The organism is Myxococcus eversor, assembly GCF_010894455.1.
In the GTDB taxonomy this organism is placed as follows: Bacteria; Myxococcota; Myxococcia; order Myxococcales; family Myxococcaceae; genus Myxococcus; species Myxococcus eversor.
Map to the genome: position 1 here is coordinate 336,940 of NZ_JAAIXY010000001.1, position 18,830 is coordinate 355,769.

The 18,830-nt window shown below is 67.7% G+C and carries 15 protein-coding genes and 1 tRNA gene; 4 read left to right on the forward strand and 12 right to left on the reverse strand.

The features are described from left to right. Positions 1–4: 4 nt before the first annotated feature. From G4D83_RS01330 to G4D83_RS01345, 4 genes are all read right to left on the reverse strand, one after another. Positions 5–1,135, reverse strand: coding sequence for an acyl-CoA dehydrogenase family protein (locus G4D83_RS01330; protein ID WP_163861694.1), 1,131 nt, complete (start codon positions 1,133–1,135; stop codon positions 5–7). Positions 1,136–1,165: 30 nt separating this feature from the next. Beyond that, the gene (locus G4D83_RS01335) at positions 1,166–2,548 is read right to left on the reverse strand and encodes a TrpB-like pyridoxal phosphate-dependent enzyme (protein ID WP_163861697.1); all 1,383 of its coding nucleotides are present in this window, start codon (positions 2,546–2,548) and stop codon (positions 1,166–1,168) included. A gap of 39 nt (positions 2,549–2,587) precedes the next feature. Further along, positions 2,588–4,345: a phosphopantetheine-binding protein gene (locus G4D83_RS01340; protein WP_163861700.1), complete on the reverse strand. Its 1,758-nt coding sequence runs from the start codon at positions 4,343–4,345 to the stop codon at positions 2,588–2,590. Between the two features lie 86 nt (positions 4,346–4,431). Next, entirely contained in the window at positions 4,432–4,878 is a 447-nt protein-coding gene (locus G4D83_RS01345; protein WP_163861703.1) for a hypothetical protein, read from the reverse strand. A gap of 982 nt (positions 4,879–5,860) precedes the next feature. On the opposite strand from G4D83_RS01345, the gene G4D83_RS01350 reads away from it, so the two are divergent. After that, a complete protein-coding gene (locus tag G4D83_RS01350) occupies positions 5,861–6,763 on the forward strand; it encodes a hypothetical protein (RefSeq protein WP_163861706.1) in 903 nt (300 codons plus the stop codon). 49 nt (positions 6,764–6,812) lie between these two features. Here G4D83_RS01350 and G4D83_RS01355 read toward each other — a convergent pair whose 3' ends face one another. After that, positions 6,813–7,067 (reverse strand): hypothetical protein, encoded by a 255-nt coding sequence (locus G4D83_RS01355; RefSeq protein ID WP_163861709.1) that lies wholly within the window; start codon positions 7,065–7,067, stop codon positions 6,813–6,815. Positions 7,068–7,348: 281 nt separating this feature from the next. Here G4D83_RS01355 and G4D83_RS01360 point away from each other — a divergent pair, with 281 nt between their 5' ends. Together G4D83_RS01360 and G4D83_RS01365 are read left to right on the forward strand one after the other, a co-directional pair. Beyond that, positions 7,349–9,178: a S1C family serine protease gene (locus G4D83_RS01360; RefSeq protein ID WP_163861711.1), complete on the forward strand. Its 1,830-nt coding sequence runs from the start codon at positions 7,349–7,351 to the stop codon at positions 9,176–9,178. A gap of 542 nt (positions 9,179–9,720) precedes the next feature. Next, the gene (locus G4D83_RS01365; RefSeq protein ID WP_163861714.1) at positions 9,721–10,110 is read left to right on the forward strand and encodes a hypothetical protein; all 390 of its coding nucleotides are present in this window, start codon (positions 9,721–9,723) and stop codon (positions 10,108–10,110) included. A 167-nt stretch (positions 10,111–10,277) separates the two neighbouring features. Here G4D83_RS01365 and G4D83_RS01370 read toward each other — a convergent pair. From G4D83_RS01370 to rpsU, 6 genes are all read right to left on the reverse strand, one after another. Next, positions 10,278–10,350, reverse strand: a tRNA-Ile gene (locus G4D83_RS01370). Between the two features lie 121 nt (positions 10,351–10,471). Further along, positions 10,472–10,894, reverse strand: coding sequence for an MGMT family protein (locus G4D83_RS01375; protein ID WP_176437460.1), 423 nt, complete (start codon positions 10,892–10,894; stop codon positions 10,472–10,474). 99 nt (positions 10,895–10,993) lie between these two features. Continuing rightward, a complete protein-coding gene (gene rpoD / locus G4D83_RS01380) occupies positions 10,994–13,087 on the reverse strand; it encodes an RNA polymerase sigma factor RpoD (protein ID WP_163861717.1) in 2,094 nt (697 codons plus the stop codon). A 92-nt stretch (positions 13,088–13,179) separates the two neighbouring features. Further along, positions 13,180–14,994 (reverse strand): DNA primase, encoded by a 1,815-nt coding sequence (gene dnaG, locus G4D83_RS01385; RefSeq protein ID WP_163861720.1) that lies wholly within the window; start codon positions 14,992–14,994, stop codon positions 13,180–13,182. 330 nt (positions 14,995–15,324) lie between these two features. Then, positions 15,325–15,783: a GatB/YqeY domain-containing protein gene (locus G4D83_RS01390; RefSeq protein ID WP_163861723.1), complete on the reverse strand. Its 459-nt coding sequence runs from the start codon at positions 15,781–15,783 to the stop codon at positions 15,325–15,327. A gap of 100 nt (positions 15,784–15,883) precedes the next feature. Continuing rightward, the gene (gene rpsU, locus G4D83_RS01395) at positions 15,884–16,078 is read right to left on the reverse strand and encodes a 30S ribosomal protein S21 (RefSeq protein ID WP_002614080.1); all 195 of its coding nucleotides are present in this window, start codon (positions 16,076–16,078) and stop codon (positions 15,884–15,886) included. A 111-nt stretch (positions 16,079–16,189) separates the two neighbouring features. On the opposite strand from rpsU, the gene G4D83_RS01400 reads away from it, so the two are divergent. Continuing rightward, positions 16,190–17,800: a HEAT repeat domain-containing protein gene (locus G4D83_RS01400; protein ID WP_163861725.1), complete on the forward strand. Its 1,611-nt coding sequence runs from the start codon at positions 16,190–16,192 to the stop codon at positions 17,798–17,800. A gap of 69 nt (positions 17,801–17,869) precedes the next feature. Here G4D83_RS01400 and G4D83_RS01405 read toward each other — a convergent pair whose 3' ends face one another. Continuing rightward, on the reverse strand, positions 17,870–18,781 hold the full coding sequence (locus tag G4D83_RS01405; protein WP_141644120.1) for a GGDEF domain-containing protein: 912 nt from the start codon (positions 18,779–18,781) through the stop codon (positions 17,870–17,872). Between the last annotated feature and the right edge of the window lie 49 nt (positions 18,782–18,830).

The window sequence follows — 18,830 nt, forward strand, 5'->3', positions numbered from 1 at the left end:
CCGCTCAGGGGTCCAATCCCAGCTCGGAAGCGATGATGACCTTCTGGATTTCGGAGGTTCCCGAATAGAGGATGCCTCCCAGTGCATCACGCAGCTCGACGCCGACGTCCGAGCCCTCCATGAACCCCATGCCTCCGTGAACCCGGAAGGCATCCGTCCCCGACGCGAGTGCCGCCTCGCTGACATACAGCTTGGTGAGGCTCGCCTCGCCCGCTGTCAGGACACCCGCCACGAGTCGGGTCACCGTCTCTCTCACGAGGAGCGCGGACGTCCGGTAGCGCACCAGCATGTCCACGAGCCGCGCGGCGACCTGCTGGTGTGCACCAATCGGCCGGCCGAACTGCTGCCGCGTCTTCGCGTAGCTGAGCGAGGTCAGGAACTGCTTGCGCATCATCCCCAGGTGGAACCCCGCGAGCATGCTCCGCTCCCACAGCAAGGCATGCTGGAACACCGTGGCCCCCTGTCCCGACAAGCCCACCATCGCGCTCCGCGGCACGCGGACCTCGTCGAATCCCACGGAGCACACGGAGCAGCCGTGCATCCCCATGCGGGGCTCGTCGATGCCCACCTCCACCCCCGGTGCACTCCGAGGTACCAGGAACGCGCTGACGCCTCGGTAATGCAGGCGCGGGTTCTTGGTCGCCAGCACCAGGAACCAGTCTGCCTCACGGGCGTTCGTGATGAAGCACTTGTCCCCGGTCAGGACACACGTGTCGCCCTCGACGCGAAAGCGCGTCCGGAGGGACATGACATCGGAGCCCGCGCCGGGCTCGGTGGCGGCGAGCGCGCCAATCGCGGAGCCGTCCCGCAGCGAGGGCAGGAGCCGCTTCTGCTCCTCGTCGCCAAAGCGCAGCAGGCCCGAGGCGAAGCCGAAGCAGTGCGCCCCGAGCCCCAGGGGAAAGCCGCCCCCCTTGCACCCCATGCCGAGCCCCTCCAGGACGGACAGCACCGTCGGCGCATCCAGCGCACCGTCGGGCATGAGCACCTCGAAGACTCCGAACCCGGCGGCCTTCGTCCAGGACTCCCGGAACCATGCCTCCGCACCGACACCGATGCGGGGCACACCCAGCGACTGTCCGAACATCCTCGCCGCTTGCAGCTCCGGCGGCTCCGCGGGCAAAGCATTGCCATCCATGGTCTGGCTCCTGTCCTTGCTCGCGAGGAACTACGACGACGCCCCGGTGATGCGCGTGTTGAATTCCCGGACATGGCGAAGGCTCTCGGACAACAGCGCCTCGTTTGGGGCGTCCGGGGCCAGGGTGTCGCTCCGGCAGTGTTCATAGGCGCTCAAATCGAAGAGCCCATGACCGCTGATGTTGAGCAGGATGACCTTCGGCGGCGCGTCGCCCGGGTGCTTGCGCGCGAGGTCGAGCGCCCCCGCGATGGCGTGCGCCGACTCGGGCGCGGGAAGCAGGCCTTCGCACTCCGCGAAGAGGAGCCCCGCGGAGAGGGCTTCTCGCTGGGGCACCGCCATCGCGTCGAACCCCTTGTCCGCGAGCATCGCGCTCAGGAACGCCGACGTCCCGTGGTAGCGCAGCCCTCCGGCGAAAATGGGCGGGGCGATGTAGTTGCTTCCCAGCGTGTACATCCGGTTGATGGGTGTGGTGCCTGAGAAGTCGTTGATGTCGAGCGCGTAGAGGCCCCGGGTGAGCTTGGGGCACGCGGCCGGCTCCACCGCCAGCAGCCTCACGGAACGCTCCCGCTCACGCGCCGCGCGGAGGAAGGGCAGGCCAACCCCACCGAAGTTGCTGCCCGCCCCCATGCACGCAACGACATGGTCCGGGAACTCCCCCAGCGCGCCCATCTGCTCGACAGCCTCGCCGCCGATGAGCGTCTGGTGCAGCAGCACGCAGTTTTCTCCGCTCCCCACGGCGAACCGGACGCGCTTGCCACCATGCGCGACCTCCAAGGCCTCCCCGGTGGCGATGGCCAGGCTGCCCACGCGCTCCGGGTCCTTCTGAGTGGCCTTGCGACCGACCTCGGTGGCGTCGCTGGGGCTCTCGTGCACGGTGGCTCCGAACAGCTCCATCATCGCGCGGCGCTGCGGCTTCTGGCGCAGGCTGGCGCCCACCATGAACACCGTGCAGCGAAGACCAAACAGCTTGCACGCATAGGCCAGCGCGGTCCCCCACTGCCCCGCGCCCGTCCCCGTGACGAGTTCCTGGATGCCCGCCTTGGCGTAGTAGTAGGCCTGCGCCAGCGCCGAGTTGAGCTTGTGGCTCCCGGACACGTTGAGGCCCTCGTACTTGTAATAGATGCGAGCGTTGGCCCCCAGGCGGCGCTCCAGCTCCCGAGCGCGCCGCAGCGGCGTTGGCCGGTACTGCGAGTAGAGCTCCAGGAGCCGCTCCGGAATCTCATGGTACGGCTCGCTGATGCTGTTGGACTGCGTCACCAGGGAGAGCGGCTGTTGCGGCACCACACTCACGCGGCGGGTGCCCTGGGTGAGCAGGGCCACGCCCCTGGGAACGTCCTGCCCCGCGTACTGCGGAAAGTCGTAGAGGAAGTTGCACCATTGCTTCGGGATTGAAATCCCCTGGGTTTTCGACATGGCTTGCACACCTCGAAGCTGGGGCCGGACGGCAATGACTCACTTGCGGGTAATGCCCACCACGAAGCCCACCAGGTCGCCTACGGTGACGAGCTCGGCATCCAGCAGGTCCTCATCGTCGATGTCCAGCGACAGCTCTTTCTCCAACGTGGACAGGAGCTGGACGAACTGGAGCGAGCTGATGGCCAGGTCGGCGTACAGCTCCAGCGACTCGTTCAGGGCGCCCGTGTCCTTGAACAGGGGCAACACCTTCGCGAGCGCGGCGGAGACCACCTCGCGGGCCACCTGCTGTTCGTCCACTTCCAGCAGATGGAGCACCCCGAGCTGCTCCGCCTGCTTGCGCCGCGCCCCTACCGGGATTCGGGCGAGGTTGATGATGGGGCGCAGCTTCCCGGAGGGCTCGCGCTGGATGGTCTCCGCGCGGTGGGTGAGCACCTGGACCCCTTCGCCCAGGATGGACTTCAGCCTCGCGGTGGTTGCATCCAGGTTCGCGGGCTCGAACCCCACCCCAGGCAGGTACTGCATGACGTACCGCTCGGGGGACAGGCCAATGACGCGGTACTGGGCATGCGGGAGGGTGTCCTTGATGGCGCCCAGGATCTGGAACGTGGTGACCGAGCGGCCATCGGGTGGCTGGAGCATGTCGGCCTCCTTGCCCTCCAGTCCGTCCAGGGTGGCGCACACGAGTGTGCTCGTCACCGAGACGGGCTCTCGTGGACGCGCCACGTCTCCGATGTCGTAGCGAATCAGGGGCATGGTGTCATTCATCAGGTCCGTGACGACCAGCCGGGACAGCTCCCCCGTCCCCGCGAGGCCCTGCCCATCCCTCCGCAGGGTCTCCAGATGCAGGCGGTCGGATTCGACCTGCAGCAGCGCATCCTTCGCGGCCTGCCACGCCATGAAGCCGAACTCGTTGCTCGCGTAGATTTTCAGCGGCTCGCACTCCAGCGCCCGCCGGATGTCCGCCGCGCCTTCCAGGGAGAGGACCTCCGACGTCGTCCACACCTGCTGGACGGTGGGCAGCCGCAGGCCCTCCTCGTCCATCCAGCGGGCGAGCGCGGCGATGACACTCGCGAAGCCCATGAGGCTCTTGGGTTCGAGCTCCGCCAGTGCCGCATAGAGCTCCGAGGGCGGCAGCAGCGAGTTGACCGTGATGGCCTTGCTCGCGCCCTGTGCCTGCGGGGCCTCGGGAGGAGAGTCCGTGCCGTGTCGCTTCGCCTTCTTCGCCATGGCGGTGAAGCGCTGGGTGTGTTCCTTGAGCTCACGCACCTCCGTCCGCGCGGGCGTCCGAGGAGGTGGTGCTTCCCCCTGGGCGCCGTTGGCCGCCGGCTTCCGCGCATCTTGCGCGGTGCGGACCACGAAGTCCCACGGGAAGATGTACGTGAGCTTGCTCGCCTCGCTCGAGACGAGGTGCTGGTGGGGCCGTTGGAAGCGCCACTTGCGGAAGACGAAGACGCGGCTGTCCAGGAGCAGGGCAAAGGGCACGCCCGTGCTGCCACTGGTGGGCCGGCGGATCAACTCGGAGGAGGAGTAGCAGGGGTTGAGCAGGCGGGCCTCGCCTGCTGCCTGGAGCTGGGACTTGTTGACGATGGGGAGTTGCTGGAACCAGTCGAGGAAGCCCGCGCCGGACGGGACGGCGCCGAACGGGCTGTACAGCTCGCGGTAGAAGGGGACGTGCTCGATGGCGGAGAGGACCCGCTCCCGCAGCAGCTCCAGGGGAGACACCGGAAGATAGCCAATGGAGCCGCCCTCGATTTCTTGCATCGCGGCGGTCAGTGCAAGCTGGGTGTGGTGCATGGGTTTGAGTCCTTTGCGGAAGGCCTGGGAAAGGGACCGCACCGGCACGCGCGGCGCCGGTGCGGTCCGGGTTCATCTCGGGACGACTAGGCAGTCTCGGCTTTCCGCGCGGCCTGCTTCTTCGCGCCGAACTGACGGACCTGCGCGGTGCGCGCGAGGCCTTGCTTGCCGAGCACTCCCCCCGCCCCGGTCAGCGTGGCGCTCCGGGCGAGCTTGAAGCTCTTCCGCGCGCTGAACTGGCGCAACTGCATGGGCTTGGCGAGCGACACCTTGTTGTTCTCCGAGCCGCCCCCCTGGAGCCCGGTCAGCTTCGCGGCGAGCTGCTTCGTCGCCTTGAGCTGGCGCAACCGGCCCTGCTTGGGCGTCTTGGCCTCACCGCCCTGGGTGGAAACAACGACCGCGGGAAGCGCCAGGCTGCTCTTCTCCCGAAGCTTGCGCACCTGCTTGGCACGCGCCACGCGGGGCTGCATCGCCCCTGTGCGGCCCGTCTGCTCGGTACCATTTCCGGACCTGTCATCATTGCGTCTACTCATGCTGCCTCCTTGCTGCTGGTGATACACTTTGAAATGAGCAAGGCAGACGGCCAGCATCCGGGCGGCCGCTCAGGCGCCGGCGACGATGGGTGTGTTTGCCTTGGTGGCGCGTGGCAGGGGCTTGTCTAGCGGAGTTGATTCCTGCCATCAAACCGCATTTCAGGGAAAACGTTTCCGAGGTGACGTGCTCCATGGATGGCCAATCCCTGGCATTTCAGGGCGGGACAACCCGGTGAGGGACCTTCGCTCGCCTCGCCAGCGTCAGGCTGTTTCCACGCGGCTTCCCTGCAAACGGGAAGAAAGCCAGTCACGGCATGGCAATGATAGACGCCATGGGTTGGGCTGGGCAGGACGACTCCTTGGGTGTCTGTCGCGGAGGATTTGACAAACACCGGGGGCAACCTGCCCCCGAGGGCATGAGTGTCCGCTGGTGTTCACATCCGCCCTTCGTGCCCCCGCGCCTCCCAATAGGCCAGGGGCGCCTGGATGCGCTCGGGACTCCCTGAAGCAGGCAGGGCACCCGCACGATAGGTGATCGAAATCGTTGGGGGAGGGCCTGGGCCTGGGCAGGCATATGATAGCAGGTGGGGTTGGTTGCCCCTCGCCATGACCAGGACTGATGAGACAACCATGTCACAGAGGGTGAACGCACGGAGCAACCGCGGCAGGCGCTCATGGCGGAGGTGAACGCCCATCCGCGTGAGCCGGCTCCGTTGCCAACATCTTTTCGGGCGCATCGCCGTCTCCAGCGAAGTCAGCGCCCGGTGGGTGGTGACGGGAGTCACCAGGGCACGAACCCCCGTCACCAGGTCGCGCGGCTTCGGGCGGGGCCTTGCCTCCATTGGCGTCCCGCAACCGCTGGTATTGACAGGAACTCCGTCGTGGGCGCTGCCGGCGCAGTTCCTGGCCCGGGAGTTGCTGATGGGTTGAGCCAGCGTCCCCCGGTAAGCCCCCAACCCCATCGACGACAGGAATCCCTCCCATGAAAGGCATCAAGTTCGGCGGCTTCAAGAGTCCCTCCGTGCCCAAGAGCCCCTCTTCCTCCGCGAGCGGGACGAACAAGCCAAGCGCTCCTCCGCCGGTGGAGTCGAAGCCCACGTCCAAGCCGGGCCCCGTCAAGGACGGGTTCGACGCGCAGGGCAGCAAGGTGAACACGCCGCCCACGAAGCAGCCGGGCAAGGACGTCACCTCGTCGTTCGGTGCGAACCCGTTGGGCTACTCGGGGCAGAACGTCCTGAACGCCTACAACATGTTCCCGGGCGGCGCGCCCCAGGGTGTGGCCCTCCCCACCGCCCAGAAGCCCTTCGTCAACGCGAGTGACTCGAAGGTGACGCTCAATGCCCACCAGCATCAGGGCAACACGAACCTGTCTGTCTCGCCCGCTGGTGGTCAGGGCATCCCGGCGCACTACATGCACTACCTCTCCACGGGCGAGGGCAAGTTCGCGGGCATCCAGGGGGTGCCGCTGCATCCGCGTCCGGGCGAGCCGACCACGGTGGTGACGGGCGCGCTCAACGGTTGCGCCATTCATGCCCTGCACGACACGAAGGCCAACAACCTGTCCTTTCTCCACCACGCGGACTACTCGAGGAACGGCAAGGCGGAGCTGGACGGCTTCCTCTCGCAGCACCCGACTCTCAGGCCAGCGGGGAGCCTCACGCCCAGCGACTATTCGCACCCCACTGGCAAGCACGGCGACCCGACGGGCGCCACGCCCTTCATCCATTACTCCCAGGGGACCGACAACCGGCCGGGACAGTGGACCCTCGCCGGTCAGCTCAACGCCTTCAAGAATGGTGGCACCCCGGGGGGCCGCCCCGAGCTGATGCGCCCCACGGACCTCCAGGTGCCCTTCGTGCAGACCGTCCCGGTGGACGTGGCTTGAGTTTTCCGCGGCCGGGCCCGGAGATTTTCTCCAGGCCCGGCTTCAATGCTCAGTTGGACATACAGACCCACTTGTTGTGGGGAATGGCCTGGCAGAAACAATAACCCGGCGTGCCGTTGGCGAAGGTACAGCCAATCTCCCGGTCCGGGTTGCACCCCCTGCCCTGGAGGGACTCGCAGGTGGCGGCCTGCGCGGACACGTCCTGCTCGGGAAGGGCGCCGGTCTCGGTGCCCTCCGCGACTTCTGCTCCGCCACAACCCACGATGGAAACGAAAGCCGCGAGCGCCAGTACACGAAGAACCATGATGGAAACCCCGTTGCAATTGTAGCCCTCGAATCCAACTGCGGGCCCGGGGTTTGCGTCAAGCGCTACCCTGCTGACGCGTTGCGCCCATTGTCCACGAACTCGCAATCCCAGATGTGCCCCTCATCCTCTGTGGGCTGTCTTTGGGATGGGTGGACACCTGGGCGTGAGACGTGGCCTCGGATGCCCATGGAAAGACGAGATGCGGGTGGCCCGGGACTTCTACGCGCGTTCGGAGGCATGATGGGGGGGGGCAGGGTCGTCGCAGGGGGAGCGCGGGAATGTCGGAGTCGGTCGAGCTGAGGTGCCTCCGGTGTGGTGCTCCGGATGCGGGGAGCGTGGCGCGCTGTGTGTGCGGCGCCAGCCTCCGGGTCGACGTGGTGTTGCGAGACGCGGTGGCTGACGAGCGGACACGCTTCGCATTGGCCCGGGCCATCTCGCTGCTGGGGCCACCCGCGCCCTCGTTCTCCGAGGCGCGAAGCCTGCTCGCGACGGCGGGTGCTCCCCTGGCCCGTGGCGTCTTTCGCGCCTTCGCCGAGAAGCTCCTGGACGTGCTGCGCGCCCAGGGCGCCCGCGCGGACTTGCGGCCCTTCGTGGAGTCGGTGGTCCCCGCCCAGGAGTCCTCTCGCGGACTCCTGAGGGCGCTCGTGGGGGCCTGCATCCTGGTCGGGGTGCTGGGCGGCATCTGGGTGGCCCGCTCTCCTCGCTTCGAGCGCACGCGCTCGAATGTCCTGGCCCTCGCCACGGGTGAAGACCCGCCGAGCGAGGCAGCCCCCGTGCCCTCGGCCCTCTCCACCGCGGAGATTTCACGCCGCGCCGGCCCGAGCACGTTGACCCTGCGGTGTGGCAGCAAGACGGGCTCGGGCTTCTTCGTGGACTCCGAGCTGGTGCTGACCAACGAGCATGTGGTGTGTCCGCCAGGCAAGCTGATGACGGCGGTGCTCGCGGACGGGCGGGAGCTGCTTGGCGAGACGGTCGCCAGTGACGTGGACCTGGACCTCGCCACCGTCCGCGTCGTGGGCGCGAAGGCCGCACCGTTGCCGCTGGGGGACGTCACGCGCCTGGAGCCTGGAGACCCGCTGGTCTTCATCGGCAGCCCCAAGGGCCTGGACTTCACCGTGCACGAGGGGAAGGTGGGCTTCGTGGGCCGGCAGTACCTGGGCACCGGCTATGTGCAATTCAATGCTTCGGTGAATCCGGGCAACAGCGGCGGGCCCCTGTTGAATGGACGTGGCGAGGTGGTGGGCGTCGTCTCGATGAAAATCGAGAACGCGGATGGGCTGGGGCTGGCGCTGCCCATCGCCTACGCGAGCAAGCTCGTCTCCGTGCCCACCACGCCCGAGTCCACGGCGCGGTGGACGGAGCTGCTCGAGCGCGTGGCGCGCGACGAGGAGCGCGAGGTGCGGCGCTTCCAGGTGGACACCGAGCAGCAGGTGGTCCTCTCGGTGCAGCGGGTCGAAGGGTTGGGGCTCTTCGTGCTGGTCGTCGAGCGGTTCGATTCGCCCCCCACGGCCGTGAAGCGCCGCATGGAGCTGGAGACGGAGGGGAAGACGTGCACGCTGGACCTGGAGTTCGAGGACTGGCGGCCCCTGAGCCAGTCCCTGGCGGCGCAGGAGGACTCACGGCGGCTGCGCTGGTTCCTCTCGCGAGGCCTCACCCGGGGAATCCACATTGGCGGCGCGCGGCTGCCCGTCGAGACCTGTTCGCTGCCAGAAGTCGGCACGGCCTGGGTGAAGTCAGGGCAGGGAAGTGGTGAGAACCAGGAGCGCATCGAGGTGTCGCTCAAGGACGTGCGGGAGGCCCGTGAGACGTGGAGCCGGAACCCCACGGGCATCCAGCGCTGGGAGAAAGAGCGCTTCAAGCAGAGGTTGGCGGGGACTCGCTCACGGGAAGAGGAGGAGCGGTGGCGCTCGTCCTTCGTCAAGGCCCGGGCGCGTGTCGCCCGCTTCGAGGAGGAGCGCGCGCGTCTGCGCAAGGACGAGTCCTCCGGCAAGCCGGTGGTGAAGCGCCAATTGGAAGTCGAGGAGGAACTGAAGCTGGCGAACCAGCAGCTCGCCGAGCTCGAGCGCTACGCCGCGGAGAAGAGCGTTCCTCCGGAGTGGCGGCGGTAGGCTCTGGGCCTCGGGCTCCGCTTTCGCATCTGTCGCCGCGTCCGTGACAGGAGCGGGAACGAGGTTGGAGGGGACCGCTGGGGCTTTCGCGGCGGCCCTGGGATTTTTTGGGACGCCGCCCAGCCCATTCTGAAGCGCTTCACAGCCAGCCTGTGAAGCGCTTCACGGAGTCCGACGCAACCCTCTGAACTGCCGCGATGTGTGGCGTCCAGGGAGACCCTACGAGTTGCCCAGTCCACCTGTTGGATGCCCACCCTCAGTCGATGAGGACGTTGTCCTGGCAGTAGTTGTCGTTCAAAGACATGCCAAATAATGGCAGCGTGCCCGGCAGGTAGACGCCAGACTCACCGGCCGATGACCGACCGGTGTCGCGCGCATGGAGTCGATGTTCACTGAAGTGGAGCAGGCCCAGGTCGCTCCACCCTTGAATAAGGCGCCTTCCTCGCCGTCTGGTTCATGCATCTGGACCCAGCGCGGTCTGGCGCGATGGGGCCCGCCTGCGACGACCTCGGGCGGTGCACTCTCCGGCGCGAGGAGATCACGTGGATACGACGATTCGCAGCCGCACTCGAAGTGGCCTTTCCGCGCACACCAGAGCCTCTCTGCGCCACGGACTGCTTCTGGTGGCTTGGATGATTGGTGCCAGCTACCCGGCGCTCGTGCTGGCCAGAGACGGCGATTCCGGCTTCGCCATGTGCGTCAAGGCGGGTTACGTGGAACACGCCTGCGCCATGAACGGAACGCAGGCCTACGGCCGATGCGTCCAGAAGGGCTACCCGCCATACGCCTGCGAGCCGCAAAGCAAGATTGGCTATGCCATGTGTATCGAAGCGGGCTACCCGCCTTATGCATGCGCAACGGACGGGACACGTGCCTATGGCCAATGCATCGAAGCGGGCTCCCCGCCCTATGCATGCGAGGAGAGGATGTAGGCACCGAATCGAGGGGCAACGGCACTGCGTCTGCCCAGCCAGGTCTGGTTCGTTCGTCGATTCGCTGGCCGTGGGTGGCCCGCCAGGTGCGCCCGTTGTGCGGAACCCGTGGCGCCGACCCGACGCGCGGCCGCTGCCGGGAGATTTCCGGGGCGGGGGAAGGGGAGTGGGCCCTCCTGGATTCGAACCAGGGACCAATCGGTTATGAGCCGACAGCTCTAACCGCTGAGCTAAGGGCCCCCATGCATCAACGACCCGCGTGCACGCTGGCATATCGCCGCGCATGCGTTGCTGGCAAGCGCCACCCGCCCCTGGTTTGACGCTGCCTCCCGCGTCGGCGTGAGGCTTTGCGGCGCCCGTGTCAGCCCTTCCTCCTGGCGGTAGCGGCGACCTTCTTGCGAGCGGCCTTCGGTTTCGTGGCCGCCTCAGGTGTCTCGGCCACCTTCACCCGGAACACCTGTCCCCGCTGCTCCACCGTGACGCCCTCGGCGCGCAGGCGCTTCGCCTGCTCGCTCGCCACGGTGGTCGCCAGCGTCCCGCCCGACTTCGTGACACGCCACCACGGCACCTCCCGCCCTGGAGGCAGCGTCGCCATCTCGCGCCCCACGCCGCGCGCCGCGCCGGGCCGGCCCGCATACAGCGCCACCTGCGAGTACGAGCGCACCTGGCCTCGCGGAATCGCTCGCACCGCGCGCCACACCGCCTCGGAGAAGGGCGGACGCTTCGGCGGAGCCGAGGCCTCGGGTTCCGCTCGGGACTTCGTCCTGGACTTGGAGAGCGCCACGGCGCCCGACTCTAGAAACACGAAGGCCCCCGGTCCATGAAGGAGCGGGGGCCTCGCGCGCTTCCCGGGACGGCTCATGGTGGAGCCGTCAGGAAGGCGTCAGCTCTCCACGAACGAGCGCAGGCGCTTGGAGCGGCTGGGGTGACGCAGCTTGCGCAGCGCCTTGGCCTCAATCTGACGGATGCGCTCGCGCGTCACCTCGAAGTCCTGGCCCACCTCTTCCAGCGTGTGGTCGCTCTTCTCGCCAATGCCGAAGCGCATGCGGAGCACCTTCTCCTCGCGCGGCGTCAGCGTGGCCAGCACCTTGCGGGTCTGCTCCGCCAGGTTCATGTTGATGACCGCGTCCGCCGGCGACACGAGGCTCTTGTCCTCGATGAAGTCGCCCAGGTGGCTGTCCTCTTCCTCGCCAATGGGCGTCTCCAGGGAGATGGGCTCCTTGGCGATCTTCAGGACCTTGCGCACCTTGTCGAGCGGCAGCTCCATCTTCTCCGCGATCTCCTCCGGCGTCGGCTCGCGGCCAATCTCCTGCACCAGGTAGCGGCTGGTGCGGATGAGCTTGTTGATGGTCTCGATCATGTGCACCGGGATGCGGATGGTGCGGGCCTGGTCGGCGATGGCGCGGGTAATCGCCTGACGAATCCACCAGGTGGCGTAGGTCGAGAACTTGTAGCCGCGCTTGTACTCGAACTTGTCCACGGCCTTCATCAGGCCGATGTTGCCCTCCTGGATGAGGTCCAGGAACTGGAGGCCGCGGTTCGTGTACTTCTTCGCGATGGAGACCACGAGGCGCAGGTTCGCCTCCACCAGCTCGCTCTTGGCGCGCTCGGCGCGCTTCTCGCCCAGGCGGATGGCGTCGTAGTTGCGGCGCAGCGCATCCACGGGGAGGTTGGCCTCCTCCTCCACCTTCTTGATCTTCCGAACCGCCGTGCGCACGTCGCGGTCGAGGACCTCGAGCTGCTCGGGCGTGAGGTTGAGCTGCTTCTGCAGCTTCTTGCCGATGTTCGGATTCTCCCGCGACTCCTTCAGCTGCGGGCGCAGCTCCTTCATGGAGATGCCGTAGCGGCGCTCCAAATCACGAAGCTCGTCCTCGGCCTTCTCAACGCGCTCGATGAGCCCCTTGAGATTCACGACGATGCGGTCGACCTGCTTCTTGTTCAGCCGCATCTCCTCCAAGACCTCCATCATCTTGGTCCGGAGGTCCTTCATCTCCTGCTTGAGCTCCTTCTTGCGCACCTCGGTCAGCTTCTTCTTGGAGATGAGCTCCTCTTCCAAGACGTCGCAGTCCTTGGCGAACTTGCGGAAGCGCTCGATCTGCTTGCAGATCTGCTCAATCTTGTTGAGCTCGCTCTGCGCCAGCTGCGCCGGGGCGTCACCCTCGCCGACCTCCTCGGGCGCCTCCTCGGCGCCCTCGGCCTGGGCCTCCTCGGGCGCGTCCTTGATGACGTCGCGCACGCGCAGCTTGGCCGTCTTCAGCTTGTTGCCGATGTCGAGGATCTCCTCGACGGCGACCTTGCAGGCGAGCAGGGCGCGCAGCACTTCCTTCTCGCCCTCCTCGATGCGCTTGGCGATTTCGACCTCGCCCTCGCGCGTGAGCAGGCTGACGCTGCCCATCTTGCGCAGGTACAGGCGCACCGGGTCGTTCGACTTGCCACCCGGCTCGTCGTCTTCGTCCTTCTCATCCTCGACGGTGACGGTGGGCTTGATCTCGTTGTTCTGAGCAGCCTTCTGCGCATCGACAATCTCGATGTCGTTGTCGCCGAACATGCTCATCACGTCGTCGATTTGATCGGACGACACGATGTCGGCGGGCAGCGCGTCATTCACCTCGTCGTAGGTGAGGAAGCCCTTCTCTCGCCCCTGGGCGAGCAGGTCCTTCACTTCCTTGCGCTCGGCGACGGGGTCCTCCTCGACGTCGTCCTCGACGGCGTCCGGGTCCACCTCGACGGCGGCGGCGGCTTCTTCAGCGGCCTCCTCGGGGTCCACGTCCGCGGAGACGACGCCCTTCTTCTTCTTCTTCGTCTCGACCTCGGCGGGCGCCTCCTTGGCCTCCAGGGGCTCCTGCTCCTCGGTCCCAGCCTTCACCCCAGCACCCTTCGCCGCGGGACTGTCCGGTGCCTTCTTCTTGCGGATCACCGGATCCACCTTCTTCTTGGTGGGCTTCACGGACGCCTTCGAGGGCTTCTGCGTCGGCATTCGGGTACTTCTCCTTAAGAAATTCAGGGGCTTGAGGCCTGGGGCGAGCCGGCCGATCTACCGCAAAGTCAGGGTTTCTTACAAACGCGAAGTCAAACCGGTTGCATGGGCGCCTTTGTTCCCGGGGAAGCGGGCTTGAGCTCCTCCAGGACACGCTTCTTGAGCGCCAGCAGTTCCACGCGCTCCGACAACAGTTGCCGCGTCTCTTCCGTGAGGTCGAACGCTCCCGGCGTCTGCTCTGTCGCGCGCTTTATATAAGTGAGCCGCTCATCGATGCGCCGCACCATGATTTCCCGACAGATGGCGAAGAAGGCGTGCTCCAGCTCCTGTCCTTCCGAGGGGAGCTGGCGCCAGGACGTCTCGATGGCGCGTTTCACGGACTCGCCAGCCTCGAAGAGCGCGTCCTGCGCGCCCTGGCCCGACGTGGCGTGCGCGAGCGCCATGCGCAGTCCCATGTGGGACAGCTCGTCACAGACACGAAAGACATCCCTGTCGAGCAGGCGAGGGTCCCTCAGCACGGTGGCCACATAGAGCGCCTCCATGGGCGGGGGCGGCTTCTCGGGGAGCGGGCGGGCGGCCGCGGTGGCACCGCCATCCTGTGAACCCGAAGCGGCGGGCTTGGGCGTGGGGGGCACCTTGCTGCGCAGCGCGGCCTCCACGTCATTGGAGCGCCAGCCGAAGTGCTCCGCGAGGGCGGAGAAGAGCGACGCGCGCACCAGTCCCACGGGCACCTGTGCCGCCACGGGCTTGAGCCGCTCGAGTGCCGCCATCTTCTCCTCGAAAGACGCCCCCTTGCCCTGGGGGAGCAGGGAGGCGAACAGGTACGCGGTGAGCGGTTGCGCGCTTTCCAGCAGCTGCTCCACGCCTTCCGCTCCCTCTCGACGCGCGAAGACGTCTGGATCATCCCCCTGGGGAAGCAAGGCCACCCGGGCGGTCGCCCCGGCGGCGAGCAGGGGACCGGCGAGCCGCTCCACCGCCGCGATTCCGGCCGAGTCCCCGTCGAGCAGGAGCACCAGCTCCCGGGCCTCGCCGCGCTTGAGCACCTGCATGTGGCCCGGGGTGAGGTTGGTGGAGCACAGCGCCACCGCGTGGCGCACGCCCACCTGATGCAGGCCGATGCAGTCGAAGTAGCCCTCCACGAGGACAGCGGACTTGCGCTTGCGGACCTCGTCGCGCGCCTGGTCCATGCCGAACAGCGTGTCGCTCTTGTTGAAGAGCCGCGACTCGCGCGAGTTGAGGTACTTGGGCCCTTCCTCGGCGCCGACGAGGCGGCCACCGAAGGCGATGGGGCGGCCCTCGGGAGCGCGGATGGGCACCATCAGCCGGCTGCGGAAGAAGTCGTAGCAGCCGTCTCCGGTGTTTCGCTTGAGCACCAGCCCGGCCTTCATGGCCCACTCCAACATGCCTGTCTTTTGACAGCGCTCCGCGAGCAGGCTCCAGGCGTTGGGCGCCCAGCCCAACCCGAAGGACTGCGCCGTCTCTTCCGACACGCCGCGGCTCGCGATGTAGGCCCGCGCGGAGCGGCCTTCGTCCTGCCAGAGGATGGAGCGGAAGTGCTCGGCGGCCAGGTCCGTGGCCTCCTTGAGCTGCTGGCGCTCGCGCATGCCGGGGTCCTGCTGCGCCTCCAGGTCGATGCCCAGCTCGCGCGCCAGGTCCCTCACCGAGTCGAGGAACGTCTTGCCCAGGTAGCGCTGGACGAAAGACACCGCGTCCCCGCTCGCCCGGCAGCCGTGACAGAAATAGAAGTTCTTCTCCGGCACCACGTAGAAGGACGGCGTCTTCTCCTGATGGAAGGGACAGCGCCCCTTCCACTCGCGGCCCGCCTTCTTCAGTTCCACATGTCGGGAGATGAGGCCCACGAGGTCTACACGCTCGAGGACTTCCTGGATCTTGTGTTCCGGGATCATGTCGGCCACCCCTCGTCCCGCACCTGGGCGGGCGCACTCCCGACATCCTGGCAGCCGGGCCTGACGTCGCCCGTCTGGTCGCCAACCCGCTGGATCACCCCGCCCACGAGGGCGAAGGACCGGCGGCGGGGGGCGAATGGGAAGGCTGGGGACACGTTGGGGCTCCTACGGCCCGACGGCGCCACCCCTGGGGGGGTAGGGGCGCACGGCGGACTGGCCCTGGCACTTAATGACGGGGAGACGGGGGAGCAAGTTTCCGCTCACCCCAATCCCATCCACCCGAGGGGTCGCGGGAGCAAGCGAGCGACCCCGAACGGGTGGGAGACGACTTCAGCCGAGCTTCGCGAGCTGCGCCTTGACGGCCTCGGAGATGGCCTTGCCCTCGGCCTTGCCCTGGATCTTGGGGGTGAGGTTCTTCATCACCATGCCCATGTCCTTGGAGCTCTGGGCACCCACCTCGGCGATGGCGGCCTGGACGGCGGCGGCCAGCTCGTCGGGGGTGAGCTGCTGGGGGAGGTAGCTCTGGAGGACGGCGATCTCCGCCTCTTCCTTCTCCGCCATCTCCGGCCGGTTGCCGGCCTTGAACTGCTCCACGGAGTCGCGACCCTTCTTGATGAGGCCGGCGACGACGGTCAGCACACCCGCGTCATCGAGAGCGGACGCACCGGGCTCCACTTCCTTGTACTTGATGGCGCTCTTGATGGCTCGAATGACCGTGGTGCGCAGCTCGGTCTTGGACCGCATCGAGTCCTTCAGGTCCGCGTCGAGCCGTTCCTTGAGGGTTGCCATATATGCGACTCCGCTGGGTGGTGGTTCGGGGGGACTGGACGACGGGAGCCAGGGCACCTGACTGCTGGAGGGCGCCCCGGCTCTCACGCCGGCCTCGCGACTAGAACGACTTGCGGGCCTTCTTCACCGCGCGCTTCTTGGCGGCGAGGGCCTTCTTCTTCCGCTTCACGGAAGGCTTCTCGTAGTGCTCGCGCTTGCGGATCTCGGAAAGGATTCCGGCCTTTTCAGTGGCCTTCTTGAAGCGCTTGAGAGCGCTTTCAATGGATTCACCCTCTTTCACTCGGATACCGGGCATGAGTTCACCTCCTTCCGCCATGCGTCAATGTGTGTGTACCTCAAAAGGGGAGCGGGTATGTCCTAGCGGGGGCCAAAACGCAAGGACGCAGGAGGGAAAAGCCCGGGGCGGATGCACTACACTGTCCGCTGCGTGAGCCCTGCCCTCATCCTGATGGTACTGCTGGCGACCGGTCAGCGTGGCGGCACCGGGACGACCGACTGCTGGAACTCCTGCCAACGGCACGTGGCCGAGCGGGCCCTGCGAGCCCGGGTGTGTGGGGCCTGTCTGTCCGGCGGACGGGTGGACTCCTGGGTGGCGTCGCTGGGCAACATCCGGCCCGCGCCCCGTGACGCGCTGGCGTCCTCTCGCAAGGACGAGGACTGGCGCGTGCGCTGGGCCTCGGTGCGCGCGGAGGCGAAGGGGAAGGGGTTCTCCGAGCGGCGGGTGCTGGCGGAGTGGGTGGCCAGCACGCCCCCGTCGTCGGACCTGCAGGCCTGTCTCACCGCCGCTCGCGCCGCCGCGGAGTCGGATCAATCCTCGGCGACGTTCCTGCGGGATGCGGGCGCGCGGGGGCCGGAGGCGGCGGCTCGGGTGTGGGCTCGCCGTGAGGCCATCCGTCAGGCGCTGGAGGTGGAGCTGTACGCGGAGGATCCGCGCTCGCGCGGGGCGGCGCTCGGCCACCTGGGCGTGTTCCTGGGGCGCAAGCCGGCGCGGCTGCTGCTCGATGCCACGGCCACCCGTCCGGAGAGCAGTGACGCCATTGGCGCCGCCGCGCTGAAGGCCGTGGCGCTGCGGCAGCGCACGTCGGTGGGCCGCCTGTTGCTGGAGGAGGCGAAGCCCGTGGACGAGGTGCTCGTGAATCGCCTCTTCGCTGTGTACTCGCGGGAGCTGGAGGAGCTGCAGCCGGAGCTGACTGCGCCCGAGCCCCGTCGCCGGGACTCGGCGGTGCTGTCGCTGGGCGTCTATGGCCCCCTGGCCCGCAAGGAGTTGGAACGCGCGCTGGAGGACGCGGATCCGAAGGTGCGTGGATCCGCCGCTCGGAGGATGGCGGAGTCGGAGGGCACGTCGCTGCGCGTGGCCGCCGAGCGTCGGGTGGAGGGCCGCGACGCCGCAGTGTCCAAGCCCTGGCTGGAGGCCATGGTGCGGGAGAAGGGCTGTGCGGGCTTCTTCCTGGACGTGGCGAGCGACCCGAGGATGCCCGCCGAGCTGCGGGGCCAGGCGCTGGCGTCGCTGGCGGACTGCCGCGAGAGCGAGAACGAGCGGGTGCAGACGCTGTCGCCGTACCTGCGTGACTCGCGGCCCGTGATTCGCGCGGGGGCGGTGCGGGTGCTGGGCTCGCTGTCCTTCCGGAATCCGGAGGTGATGGATGCCACCACTCGCGCGCTGGAGGACGACGCGCCGGAAGTCGTGGCCGCCGCGCTGGCGGTGGTCGCGGGCCAGCGCCAGTCGACGCGAGGGGACACTGTCGCGGAGCTGCTCGGCTCGGAGCACCCGGTGGTGCGCGCCGCCGCGGCCCGGGCGTTGGAGGCCATTGGCCGCGCGGGCCACGTGAAGGCCCTGGCCTCCTGCCTGCGCGAGGATCCGGTGTCCGAGGTCCGCGTGGCCGCGGCGCTCGCGCTGGGCCGACTGGGTGGGCCGCATGCCGCCGCCGCGCTGTCGGACGCCGTGGCCCGGGACGCGGACACCCATGTCCAGCACGTGTCTCGCGAGGGGCTGCGGCGGCTGGGCTTCGGGAATTGATCCGCGGCGCCAGGCGGGGTGGCTGCTTGCGGGCGACGTCGGCGCGGTGTAGCTGCTCCGCGCCCTTCCTCAGGGACCGCTGATGGCCTTGGCGTCCGAGCGGTTTCGTCCCGCGCGCTTGGCCCGGTAGAGGTACTTGTCCGCTGCGGCGATGAGGTCCTCGGGCTGGGAGAAGTCCGAGTCCAGCAGCGTCGCCACGCCCAGGCTGATGGTCACCTTGATGGGCGTGCCGCCGAAGACGAAGTCCGCCTTGTCCACCGCGTACCGGCAGCGCTCGGCGCAGGCGAGAGCCTGGTCCTCGGCGGACTCACGCAGCATCAGCGCGAACTCCTCGCCGCCGTAGCGCGCCAGGAGGTCCTCGGTGCGCACCGTGTCGCTGACCCGCTGGGCGATGCGCGTCAGCACGTAGTCGCCCGCCGGGTGCCCGTACGCGTCGTTGATCTTCTTGAAGTGGTCCACGTCGAACAGGACCAGCGACAGGTTCACCCGGTGGCGCAGGCAGTAGCTGAACTCCTTGCGCACCGTCTCCAGGAAGTACTTCTTGTTGTAGACGCGGGTGAGGCCGTCGCGAGTGGCGGACTCATAGATGCTGCGCTGGTACTGCTCCTCCAACTCGTCCTGGATGGAGAACTTGAGGACGGTGTTGGAGCCGATCTGGATCTTGTCGCCGTCGTAGAGCGGGGCGGCGTTGACCTTCAGGCCGTTGAGGTACGTGCCGTTGGTGCTCGCCAGGTCCACCACCTGGAAGCGCCCGTCGCCCAGCGCCACCACCTTGGCGTGCTTGCGCGAGATGCCGTCGTCCTCCACCTGGAACTGCGCCTCGGAGCTGCGCCCCAGCACGACTTCAGAGCGGTCCAGCTTGAACATCCGGCCGATACCCGCCGCGGACTTGGCGCTGATGACGATCAGATAGGCGCTCTGCCGCTGGCCGTTGCCCAGCAGGTCCGAAATGGAATGGACGGAAGTTTTCTCCTCGGACATCGCGATACCCATCTTAAGGGCCGTTTTTTCATGGCGGCAAGCATGCTGC